This is a genomic window from Streptococcus sp. 339 (assembly GCF_013277285.1).
Classification (GTDB): Bacteria; Bacillota; Bacilli; order Lactobacillales; family Streptococcaceae; genus Streptococcus; species Streptococcus pseudopneumoniae.
In genome coordinates this window covers 1-12906 of sequence record NZ_VMMR01000104.1, presented here as the reverse complement: position 1 = coordinate 12906, position 12906 = coordinate 1, and the positions used below count along the sequence as shown (strand labels likewise).

Here is a 12906-nt window from a genome sequence, read left to right as displayed (position 1 = left end):
TCCATGCGCTGGGTCTGCTACTGGCGTTACCTCTACCTTAGATTTCTCTACGGTTTCTGTCGATGGAATTTCTTTAGTTGTTCCATCTGGTAATGTGACAGTTACGTCTCCATTGTCTTTTACAACTACGTTGGTGGCTGTTGGGTTAGCTTTCGAAACGGCTTCTTTAACTTTGGCTTTTTCGGCTTCTGTTAAATGCGCTGGGTCTGCTACTGGCGTTACTACCAGAGCTGTCTTGTCTGCTTTGTCGACTAACTGCTCTTTCGCTTTGTCTAACTTACCTTGCGCTTCTGTTACTTTTTCTTGCGCTTCTTGAACTTCAGCTGCTGTCGCATTGTCACCTTTAGCTAATACTGCTTTGGCTGCTTCCTTCGCTGCTGCAACATCTGCTTCTGCTTCTTTCTTAGCGGCTTCGTATGCTTGAATACTTTCTGGTGTCTTACCTTCTGTACTTACAGCTTCATCTAACTTCGCTTTATCCTCAGTTAGTTTATTTTTCGCTGTAGTTGTCGCTGCGGTTGTTACGGCATCTTCTGCCGCTTTCAAGGCTGCTTTGGCTGCGTTTACTTTCGCTAGCTCTGCTTGTACAGCTTCTGGTGCCGCATTGTCGTCCGCTATTACTTTTTTCGCTGCTTCCACTGCTTTATCCGCCGCTTCTTTTGCTTTAGTATATGCGTCAACTTTGCTTTGTGGCTTGTCATCTGTAGTTGGTTGACTTGCTACTTCGCTTGCTAAATCGTTATTCGCTTGCGTTAGAGCTGTCTTGTCTGCTTTGTCGACTAACTGCTCTTTCGCTTTGTCTAACTTACCTTGCGCTTCTGTTACTTTTTCTTGCGCTTCTTGAATTTCAGCTGCTGTCGCATTGTCACCTTTAGCTAATACTGCTTTGGCTGCTTCCTTCGCTGTTGCAACATCTGCTTCTGCTTCTTTCTTAGCGGCTTCGTATGCTTGAATACTTTCTGGTGTCTTACCTTCTGTACTTACAGCTTCATCTAACTTCGATTTATCCTCAGTTAGTTTATTTTTCGCTGTAGTTGTCGCTGCGGTTGTTACGGCATCTTCTGCCGCTTTCAAGGCTGCTTTGGCTGCGTTTACTTTCGCTAGCTCTGCTTGTACAGCTTCTGGTGTCGCATTGTCGTCCGCTATTACTTTTTTCGCTGCTTCCACTGCTTTATCCGCCGCTTCTTTTGCTTTAGTATATGCGTCAACTTTGCTTTGTGGCTTGTCATCTGTAGTTGGTTGACTTGCTACTTCGCTTGCTAAGTCGTTATTCGCTTGCGTTAGAGCTGTCTTGTCTGCTGGTTTCACCACATACGTTACTCTTACGTTTTCTGTACTTTGATCTGTATAAGTAACAACAACGTCAAGAGTATGGTTCCCTACTGTAGTTGGATACTGTGTTCCTTCTTTCAGTACAGCTGATGCTTTGTTAGCTACATCTACAGCAGCAAGTAACTCTGCATTTGTAGGATTTTCACCGATTACTTTTGTAATCGTCTTAGTCGTCGGAGCTGTGTGTTCTGGAATAGGATGATTTTGGTTATTTGCTTGAGATTCAACATCGCCATTTCCTCTAGTAGAGGCTGTTGTGATATTTGTATTCCTGTTCACTTTTGTATAGTCAAGTGTAACCTTACCATTTGCTAGACTGATACCATCTGGTAAGGTTGTTGAAGAACTCCAATTATTTCCTCGTTTAACCAGTGTTACTGTGGCATTGGTATTTTGTTTGTTCTTATAAGTTAAGGTCACTTTTTCTGCATCTGTCGGTAATGTAACTTCTACATCTCCATTTTGATGTGTAGCACTAGTTGTTGCACTCGGTTGTTCAAACTTAGCCTTAATTCGTTTAGTCTCTGAAATTTTCGTTGCGCTAGAAGCTTTTACCGCAACTTCCGTCCCGTCTTTTACTAAACTTTTTGGAAGGGTAAAGCTATTGCCACTAGCTGTAATTCCTGCAACAGCACTCCATCCTTGATCAGTTTTTCTAAAATGTTGTGTTTCTGAACGATTACTAGTTTGATTATGATAAGTCAAATCAAACTCAGTAGCTTCCTGCGGTACAGTAATTACAACCGAACCATCTGGTTGGGCTATACCACTTACATCCTCTAATCTTCCTAAAACCTTAGTAGTAGCTGCTATACTAAAGTCAGAGCCGTCCTTCTGCTGCTTAACTGTAACTGTTGAACCTGCTTCTGCTGTTTCAGCTTGGATTAGGATTTTGCCCAGTCCATTTTCATCATTTATAATCGAAATTGTGCTATCTGCATTGGCGTCATCCTTATTCCAGTTGCTACCAGTTTTAGTAAAACCAACAGTTTTTTCTTGTCCAGTAGCATTTGTATACGTAAGCATAACCTTAGTAGCTTCGTCTTGACCTACCATTGATGTTACCGTTAGAGTTTCTTTATCTTGTGAGATAGTTGGAGATTGAGGCGCTTGGACCGTCACTTTTGTAACCAAGTCATCTCGTGAGATAAACTTACTTTCTGATCCGTCCTGACTTGTAACAGTTGCATTTCCATCACTATCCACTGTAACAGTCGCTCCTGGGTTAGCAGCTTGTAGAGCCTTCTTAATCTTTTCAATATCTGAAGAATTTAGTTTCTCTGGATCGGTTACAGGTACTTTCTGCTCTGGGTTGACTAACGGTTTACGGTTCTTTGCAGCTTCTTTTTGCTCTTCTGTCAGCTCCAACAAATCTTTGTGGGAAATCAAGCCACTTGTTCCATCTGGTTGTACAACATAGGCATCTCCATTTTGCCCAACGTTTACAGTAGCACCAGGATTTTTCTCCTGAACCTTCTGAGTAATCTTTTCCAATTCCTCTTTGGTTAGCTTATTTGGATTAGCTACCTTCACTTTTTCAGTTGGTTTTTGGATTTCTTTTGGAGAAGTCGAATCATCTGCAGAATCTGCTTGCCCACTTTGTTTCACAAAATCACTAACAGCAGCTTCTTCCTTTTGTCCATCCGGTCTGGTCACCTGAACCTTACCATCATCTGTTATTTCAACTTTAAATCCTGGATTAGCATCTTCAATAGCTTTTTTTAGCTTATCTTTCTCGGTTTGATTTAGACTACTTGGATTTTCAACGGTAACTTTTTCTGCTGGGCTTACAAAGTCACGGCTAGCTTCTGTAGGAAGTTCTAGTTTAAGCGATTCTGATAGTGGTGATACAAGATAGTCTAAAACAGGTTCATCTGTACCTTCCTTAACCACTGCCGTAACTAGACGAAGTTCCTCATTCCCCACCAATTCTTGTCTATACTTATCAGGAGTAAACTCAACTGTTCCATCCGCCTTAACATCACCACTAGCAAGAATAGTATAGCCAGTAGCTTTTTTAGGCTTATTATCAGAAGCACCTGTGCCTACAGCATCCACATCATTCCCACCTTTAACCAAGAAGGTTTTCAGTTTTGCTTTATCAGGAATATTTGCTGCTTCTCCTTTTGTTCCAGAGTTTGCTTTGATGACCGGTTTTCCTGTAGTCTTTCCTTTCAAACTCTCAGCTGTTGTTGCAAAAGTCGGTTTCGTAAATGGAATGTATAGATAGAGTTTTTCTGTCTTGGTTGTATTATCTGCGGTTGTAACCGTAACAGTAATTTGATGGATACCTGAATTGGTTTTGTTAATAGTTCCTGTTAATGGCGTCGTACTACTTAGGAAACCCTCAGGCTCCACTCCACCCTGAACCAAGCCCGTTTTTTCTAAATCAGTTACTTCAATATTTTTGATAGACTTACCACCTGGAACTCGAACCAGCACTTGTAGTTGCTTTCCAGTATAACTGTCAAGATATAGTGCTTTATACTTACTTGTCTCCAAGCTAGAAGCTGCTCCGCCCTCTCCACTTTGTCCAAACCCAATACGAATCTGACTGCTATCGTAGTTGGCTACTTTAGCATCTGATGATTCAGACTCTAAGAGTGAAGTTCGCTTGCCTTCTGCAGTCAAATAAGACTGACCTGAAACACGTGACTTGACAGTATAAGAACCTTTTGTAATAACAACATTTTTGAAGGTTGCATTTCCATCATCACCAGCAATACTGGTTGCTACTTCTTTTCCGTCATGGTAGAGAACCATCTCTACACCTTTGGTTCCGTTAGTTGCAGTGATATCCTTTATCATCCCTGCTTGCTTTTCCAAATCAGTATTTAAACTTGGTTTTTTCGGTTTCACAACAAAATTTAACTGGACCAATTCACCAGAACCGTCAGCAAAGATTCGCTCTACAAGATAAGATTTCACTCCCGGAGTATTGACGATAGTGTCTGCAACCTCTTGATTGTTTTCAACTTTGACGCCGTCCTTAAAAAGATTATAAGAAGTTGGATGTGATTCAGCATTATCCCCTACCTTATCCCTATTTTTAAAGTAAGATTCAAGGTCAATGCCTCCATCGCTTTTAGCAATTAAAGATGAAGAGTTACCTGGAGTTGTTGATACATTATTATTTCTCGGCTGCCAAATTTGCCCTTGTACAATCTGATAGTAGCCATTCCCTTCCAACTGAGCCGGATACTTCTCAGCCTGGTCTCCTTCACCGGCAGCTCTACCGTACCACTGATTGACTAGCAAGCGATTAACTGATTTCCCTGACAGCCTAAACCCTTTAACACCCAAGGCGTAATAGAGATTACGGAAAGTCGTATCTGGGGAAGTCGTCTCAAAGGTCAAATGGTAGCTATCATCACGTCCTCCGTCCAAAGAGAAGGTGTAGACTTTCTCGGTTTCATTTTTGATACCAGAGTATTTAGAAGCTGCCTTTTTCTCAACTTCAGTTGGGAAGTTTTTATCAGCATGGTAGTAGAAACCTTTCTGCACCCACCAGTTAACTTCTTCCTTGGCTAAGCCATCCAGACTATCCGTCCGATAACCATAACCTCCACTTTTTGCTGCCGCTCCTGTTGATGCAACAGTCCCCTGCTTTTCATCACTAATTCCATCAGCTGATTGTAAGGCCTTTAGGATTTGATCCTCTCCGTTACCTGCATCTCCACTAGTAGCAGTGGTGCCACCAGTCCTATGATCATAACGAGAAATAGTTACTGAGTTTGCTTTTACAGTGTGGTTTTTAGGTAGGGTAAACCAAAAAGTATTTGATAAGTAGTGGTGTGGACCCCGTCCTACTTTTCCCTTATTGATATCAATCTCCCATTTAAAACCAGTTTCTGTTTTCTTGACTATCCCGTAGATAAAATCTTTCGCTTCCGGAATACGAAACTCTTTTCCGTCCCAATATGCTCTTGAACGTTGCGAACCATAGACATAGGTTCCACGGGCATAAGGTGAACCTGCATGTCCATCTTCTAAAAAGTAGTTGATCCCATCTACATAAGCATTACTTGGCACAGCTATGTAGCCTGAAGGAACTTCTTGTCTGCTTCCTCTTGAACGAGGTTGAATCGCTGTTGTCACCGGAGTGTTTAACGGTTGTTCATCCTGTTCTGTATCATCCTCATCATCGTCAAGTGGAATAGGGTCATAGTCAGACTGGCTGTCTTTGAGCACCCGAGGCTGAAGGACTCCAGTGCTGCTTGTTTTGGCTGCTATCGTGTCAGCAGATCCTGCCCTTTTCTCTCTCACCTGAGAACTTTCTTGAACAGACTCTGGCTGGCTAGAGTCTACTCCAGTAGTTTTAGGGGCAGCTACTGTCTGTCCTTGATTAGATCCTTCCGCTGACCTCCCTTGCCCTTTTATCTCCTTTGTGATCTTGCCTTCAGCAAGTTGCTCAAGTACAACCTCCTTCGACTCTCCCTCATCCGACTCCTGCAGAGCCCCATCAGGGTTACCATCAAATCCAGCGACCACGTCATTAGTTGTAGCTGGAGTGACTGTCTCACTCGCTGCTACTGCACCGTTGGCAAAAAACATCAATGCGGCAACCGCAACACTGGCGGCACCAAAGTGGTACTTACGAATGGAGTAACGGAAGACCTTTTCTCTGTTAGACTTTCTAAAATCCATAACTCTTTCTCCTTAAAGATATGATTGAAGAGAACATGTCATTTTCCTCTTCAATTGACAATAATATTAAATAGCAACTTACGACTATTTACCCCACTATACCTCCTATGAAGAGTATACAGTCTAGTAGCAATTATACCACCCCCCCCCCCGAATTTTGCAAGGAAAAACATTTAATTTTTTCTGTTTTTAGAGTATTTTATGGCAAATTGTTATCTTTCTAATTATATGTATTGGATTTTTTGATTAAACTGCAAAAAACGAGGACTATTGTATTTTTTTATTTATAAAATTTCGGGTATAAGTTTTACAAAAAAATCCAGTCTCAACAATGTCTCAGAATCACATTTGTACTAGTGTAGTTTCAGTTTACCATAACTATACTAGTACAATTTTTCATTGTCTTCACCTTCTAACTAGATATGGTGGAAAGGATTGGTCGATGCTTGGCTAGGTAAAATCTCTAGTTCCCAACCTTTTTCCTCTTTCCATTGAGTAAGGAGTGCTGCGATTTTTTCCACAAACAGCACTTCGATATAGTGACCTGGATCCAATGCCAGCAAGCCATCAGACAACATATCCTGGGCAGTGTGGTAGTAAATATCACCAGTGATATAGACATCCGCTCCTTTAGCTAAAGCATCCTTATAGAATGACTGCCCGCTTCCACCACAGATGGCCACTCTTGAAATAGGTTTCTGCAAGTCATTCTCTTGATAATGCACCATTCGAAGACTATCTAGGCCGAATACTTGCTTGACATACTGGGCAAAGTCCCCAAAGGTCTGAGTCAGAACATTCCCAATACGTCCAATTCCACGTTCAGGACCTGTCTCCTGAAGATAAGTTATCTCCTCGATTCCTAGCATCTGACAGAACCAGTCATTGAGACCATTTTCAACGATGTCAATATTGGTATGGCTGACATAAACTGCAATGTCATGCTTGATGAGATCAATGTAAATCTGATTTTGTGGACGGCTAGCTACCAAATCCTTGATGGGACGGAAAATCGGCGCGTGCTTGACGATAATCAAATCCACACCCTTTTCAATGGCCTCTGCTACCGTCTCTTCACGAATATCGAGAGCAACCATGACACTTTGTATCTCCTTGTCCAAAGTGCCAATTTGCAGACCACGACTGTCTCCCTCCATGGAAAATTCCTGAGGGCAAAAGGCTTCATATGCGTTAATTACTTCACTTGCTAGCATGGAGCACCTCCTTGATGGCTTGAATTTTATCTACTAAAACTTGACGCTCCTCTATATTTTTTTCTGGGATTTGTCCGAGGGCAAACTCTAGCTTAACAGCTTCTTTTTGCCATTTTTGGACAAAGACTGGGCTGACTTCTTTGGACAAGAAGGGGCCAAATCGAACATCACTGGCTGATAGTTTCATTTGGCCTGCTTCCACCACCAAAATCTCGTAAAACTTGCCAGCTTCTTCTAGAATGCTTTCTGCTACAATCTGAAAATCATGGTCTTGTAACCAGATACGCAAGTCGTCTTCACGATTATTGGGCTGGAGGATCAACCGTTCTACATTAGCTAACTTGTTCAAGCCTTCTTCTAATATAGTGGCAATCAAACGACCGCCCATACCAGCAATGGTAATGACCGACACTTGGTCTGCCTCTTCAAAGGCTACCAAGCCATTGGCTAAACGAACCTGGATTTTCTCCTTTAGGCCGTGAGCCTCAACATTTTTAACCGCGGACTGGTAGGGACCTTCTACGACCTCACCTGCAATGGCACTTTCGATTTGTCCTCTCTCAACCAACTCGATAGGCAGATAAGCATGGTCACTTCCCACATCTAGCAAAATGGCTCCCTGTGGCACAAAGGAAGCCACCAATTCTAATCTCTTTGAAATCATCTTATCTCACTTTCCAAAACTCTATTACCTCTTATTATACCACATTTCAATCTTCAACTTTCCAGTAATATAAGCACCTCTGGCGAAAGAAGTTTCAATGTCCTAAGGTAATAGATGGATTCACTTGAAATATTTTTCAGAAATTTACAGAATTGTCAAAAAATGGGTAATTTATTCAAAAGAGTCTTTACTTTATAAAAAATGTACACTAAAATATATTTAGAAGATTAGAGGAGATAAAAGTTTCACTAAATTTTATATTTGAAGGTAGTATTTAGATAGGAAATTTAGTCAGACGAACCACGAATTTGCTCTATGCTTTCTAGAATTTATTATAAGGAGATTAATATGCATATTTTTCTTAAAAATCGAGCTTTTCGTCAGCTAACAGTAAATGAGTGGATTTCAAGTTTTGGAGATACTATTTTTTACTTAGCTTTTATCAATTATGTCTCTTCTTATGCCTTTGCTCCCTTAGCTATATTTTTGATTAGCCTATCAGAAACCATTCCACAGGTCTTGCAACTTTTTACTGGAGTTATAGCTGATTTTCAAAAAAAATCGAATTAGCAAGTATATTTCTATCCTCTTTATCAAAGTCCTCCTTTATTCTGGAGTGACTTTGCTCCTGACAAGTACCGACTTCTCTCTCTTTTCTGTTTTCTTTATTTGCAGTATGAACTTGATTTCAGATACGATTGGTTTTCTTGCAGGATACATGCTGACACCGATTTACATACGGCTAATAAACGATGATATGACGGAGGCTATGAGTTTTAGGCAGTCCACGAGTTCCATTGTACGTTTGATAGGTAATCTCAGCGGAGGAGTATTTTTAGGACTGTTTAGCATTTCTACTCTAGCTTTTGTAAATGTTTTAACCTTTTTATTTGCCTTTCTAGGAAGTCTACTTATTCGAAACCGCTTGAAAAAAGAGGAAGAAAAAATCGAAGTTCCTCCTTATGTAGGAATGAGTAGCTTTTTCCAGCATTTGAAAGAGTCAATGAAATTATTGATGACTATGGGAGATGTCATGGTCTTGCTTTGGATTTTGTCCATTAGTCAAGCTGTTTTGATGATGGTAGAGCCTGTCAGTGCGATTCTACTGATTCACCATCCTTTTATGGGTTTGTCAACAGGGCAAAGTCTGGCAATTTTGATAATGATAAGCCTTCTTCATGTTATTTTAGGTGGACTTCTGAGTGGATTTCTATCTAAAAAAATTTCTATTCGCCTGAATATTTATTGGAGTCTATTGATGGAGTCTCTCATTGTTATAGGTTTTCTACGTGGAAGTTTTTTACTTATTTTACTAGGAAGTGCAGGTGATGCTTTCTCGGCAGGAGTATTGAGTCCTCGCTTGCAAGCCATGATTTTTGGAATCATTCCTGAGGAGTTAATGGGATCAGTTCAATCCTCCATCAATGTTATCAACTTGCTTATCCCAGCTGTCCTATCCCTTGCTCTCGTATTTCTTGCAACAAGTGTTGGTCTTGAAGTTGTTGCCTTTGCTCTTATAATTTTACTACTTATAGCAGCCTATCTAGTTCACCAGATGAAAAACTTACCAAACCAAGAAGAAATTTAGCTAGAATGTTATAGATAGGTCAGTTTTCACTTGATAGTTTCTGTGGAATCGTAAGCTCCTTGTAATTGATTGTCGATATTACATACAACTATCTGGCAACTACAAATGTTTCCAATCCCTATCAAGATGCAATTTATATAAGATAAGTCTATTCTTTTCCTATAAAATCTGATAAGATAGAGGAAAGAATAATTAGAATAGAGGTTACTTCAATGGCGGTTCCCGATAGACTCCCTGCTCGTATGAGAATGGATGGACGAACTATTTTCCAACAGATAAAAAACTATTTTGATACTGAAAATAAAGAATATTTTAAGCACCCCAATACCTATGATGGTATTTCCATGCATCTGGAACCCAACATCCTGACCAGTATGGAGCACTTCGATTTGACTGGCTTTCATTGCGAATGTAAAGATTTCCAAAATCAGGGAGTCTGTAAACACTGGGTTGCCATGGATCTCTACTTTCGTAGCCTCCCCCAAGCTATTCAAGAACGCATTGGTAAAGCGAGTCATAAACCAAGTTTTGCCAGCCAACTGATTCCTACCTTGCCATCTGATGAACTCCAAGATGAACTGGTAGAAGAAAAAGCGGTGGCGCCTTCACTTTCCCTTCATGGACAAGTCGAAATCCGAAATCATAGCCTAGCATGGACCTTAAAACTACAGGTAGAACAGGCTTCTCGTACCTATGTTATCAAGGATATAGCTCACTTCATTTTTCTCATTTTCCAAGAGGAAGATTACTTTGTTTCACAGAAAATCGGGACAATCAGATTATCCTTAGATCAGTTTAATCAAGCATCCCAAAACCTACTCCTCTATATCAAAAAATATTTCATCGATAGAAATGAACATTCTTATTTCAACTTCAGTTATGGCATTAGCCCTAGAGATTGCGGACGCTATTTAGAGACTCCTGTTAGCTATTTAAACGACCTCGTCCCACTTTTTCAAGCTTTGGATGTCTTCCAATATGTAACCTCAAAAGCCGAATACCCTCTTATATTCTTAGATGATAGTCCCTTTATCCCGGAAGAGGAAATTTTTAAAGTTGTCAAGTCTAATAACCATTATGAAATCATCAATACAGCTTATTTTGGTTTCATTATTCAAGAAAAACTTTGGATTCGACACAATCACTTCCACATCATCAAAGAAGAACACCGTTACTTTTTGGATAAATTAGCTACTTGGATCTATCATTATCAAGAAAGTTCTCCTCTTATCTTTTCACAGGAAAATAAGGCTGAACTTATGCAAATCTGTAATATCATCTCAAACTATGTTCCTATCAGTCTTCCAGATGAATTACAAATCCATGACTTTATCCCCACCTTTGCCTTCTCCAAAACTAGAAATGAAATTGCCCTCAACATGGTGTGGTCCTTTGGAGAAAAACAAGTCCATTCTAAACAAGATCTCCTAACCCTCCCCTATACTTACCAAGCTAGCAAAGCTAGAAAAATCTATCATCAACTGCTTTCTGCTGGTTTCAAAGAGGAATTTCATAGTCTTTCCAAAATCAAAATCGTTGATTTCTTCCTAAAAGAACTACCCCGTTTTCGTACTCTGGGTCAAGTTCAACTAGATGAATCGCTTGAAAAACTCTTAGTGGAAGATCCTGCTGTCATTGACATTTTTGACGACGAAGGCTTCCTTTCAGTTCAGTTTGATTTTTCTACGATTTCAGAAGATGAGGTTGAAAAGGCTATCCAAGCTTTATGGAATCAAGAAAGCCACTACCAAACCAAGCAAGGAAAGGTTCTAGTCTTTGACGATGAAAGTCTCAAGGTTGCCCAAAGCCTCCAAGATCTTCGCGCTAAATTTTCAGACGGAAAAATCAAGATGCACAAATCTCGTGCCTTTAGCCTTTCTGAAACCTTCAAAGACAATGAACATGTCAATTTTTCTCGTGATTTCAAAAAGATGGCTTATGACCTGACCCACCCTGAAGAATTTGATATCAAGCCTTATGAAGTCAAGGCCAAACTCCGCTCCTATCAAAAAGACGGAGTCAAGTGGCTGAGTATGCTGGATCATTATCATTTTGGGGGAATCCTGGCAGACGACATGGGTCTAGGGAAAACCTTGCAAACCATCACTCTTCTGGAAGCCAACCTTAAACCAGACCAGAAAGCTCTTATCCTAGCTCCAGCCAGCCTTCTTTATAATTGGAAGGAAGAATTCCGAAAATTTGTACCTCACAAACAGGTTGAAGTAGCCTATAGTAGCAAAACTGAGCGTATCAAACAAATTGAAAAATCTGCTACTATCACTATTACAAGCTACCCATCTTTTCGTTCTGACCTTGAACACTATCAAAAGCAGTCTTACGACTACCTCATCCTAGATGAAGCACAGATGATAAAAAATAGTCAGACCAAAACAGCACAAGCTTTAAGAGAATTTGATGTCAAAACCTGCTATGCCCTATCTGGAACTCCTATTGAAAACCGTCTCGAAGAGATTTGGTCTATTTTCCAGATAGTATTACCAGGTCTCCTACCAAGTAAAAAGGAATTTTCAAAATTGTCACCTCAACTCGTTGCTAAACTGATTCAACCTTTTGTCCTGCGTAGGAAAAAAGACGAAGTTCTGACAGAATTACCTGAACTGAGCGAGCACCTCTACAGCAATGAACTCAGCAGTTCACAAAAAACGCTCTATCTAGCTCAACTTCGACGCATGCAAGAAATGGTTTCAGGAGCCAGCGCTGATGAGATTAAACGTCATAAAATTGAAATCTTAGCAGGACTAACCCGACTTAGACAAATCTGTAATACCCCTGCTCTCTTTTTAGAAGACTACAAAGGGGATAGTGGAAAAATGGACAGCTTATTCGAGCTCCTAGACACCATTCGTGAAAAAGGGTCACGACCACTTATCTTTTCACAATTCACCTCTATGCTTGATCTCATTGAGCAAGAACTAGAGAAAAAAGAAATGTCTCACTTTAAAATAACAGGACAAACACCTTCAGATAAACGTCAAGAAATGGTCAATCTTTTCAATCAAGGGGAAAAAGACTGCTTCCTCATTTCCCTAAAAGCAGGTGGAACAGGACTTAATCTAACAGGAGCTGATACCGTCATCCTCTGTGACCTCTGGTGGAATCCAGCAGTTGAGATGCAAGCTATCGGTCGAAGCCACCGCCTTGGCCAGACCAAACAAGTCGATGTCTATCGCCTTATCACACTTGGTACCATAGAGGAAAAAATACAAGAACTCCAAGAAAGTAAAAAAGAACTCTTCAACACCGTCCTTGAAGGACAAGAAAGCAGAAGCAATCTGAGCGTTGATGATATTAAAGAAATCTTGGGTGTTGAATAAGTGAAAAAGAACTAGAGTAACCACACTTAGTGGGTCTATCTAGTTCTTTTGTAAGCGCGTCATAACAAGGTATCTATCACTCATGGAAGACCTCCTGTATACTATTCGTAAAGTAAAACTATTGGA

At 40.4% G+C, this 12906-nt stretch carries 4 protein-coding genes and 1 pseudogene; 2 read left to right on the top strand and 3 right to left on the bottom strand.

Annotated elements, in window-relative coordinates:
• The 3 genes from HT736_RS10425 to HT736_RS10415 form a co-directional block, all read right to left on the bottom strand.
• On the bottom strand, window positions 1-5979 hold a 5979-nt coding region (locus HT736_RS10425), incomplete at its 3' end, for a YSIRK-type signal peptide-containing protein (protein WP_172931024.1).
• A gap of 416 nt (window positions 5980-6395) precedes the next feature.
• Complete coding sequence (locus tag HT736_RS10420; protein ID WP_054392871.1) at window positions 6396-7193, bottom strand: Nif3-like dinuclear metal center hexameric protein; 798 nt, start codon at window positions 7191-7193, stop codon at window positions 6396-6398.
• The gene (locus tag HT736_RS10415) at window positions 7180-7857 is read right to left on the bottom strand and encodes a tRNA (adenine(22)-N(1))-methyltransferase TrmK (protein ID WP_054392872.1); all 678 of its coding nucleotides are present in this window, start codon (window positions 7855-7857) and stop codon (window positions 7180-7182) included. Before HT736_RS10415 ends, HT736_RS10420 begins: the two co-directional genes overlap by 14 nt.
• Before the next feature lie 348 nt (window positions 7858-8205).
• On the opposite strand from HT736_RS10415, the pseudogene HT736_RS10410 reads away from it, so the two are divergent.
• A pseudogene (locus HT736_RS10410) lies at window positions 8206-9445 on the top strand (MFS transporter).
• Window positions 9446-9657: 212 nt separating this feature from the next.
• Window positions 9658-12780, top strand: coding sequence for a DEAD/DEAH box helicase (locus tag HT736_RS10405; protein WP_138702206.1), 3123 nt, complete (start codon window positions 9658-9660; stop codon window positions 12778-12780).
• Window positions 12781-12906: the final 126 nt, after the last annotated feature.

Bases quoted from the DNA above. Each gene is read 5' to 3' on its own strand.
- HT736_RS10420 (WP_054392871.1), bottom strand. From the start codon at position 7,193: ATGCTAGCAAGTGAAGTAATTAACGCATATGAAGCCTTTTGCCCTCAG.
- HT736_RS10415 (WP_054392872.1), bottom strand. From the start codon at position 7,857: ATGATTTCAAAGAGATTAGAATTGGTGGCTTCCTTTGTGCCACAGGGA.
- HT736_RS10405 (WP_138702206.1), top strand. From the start codon at position 9,658: ATGGCGGTTCCCGATAGACTCCCTGCTCGTATGAGAATGGATGGACGA.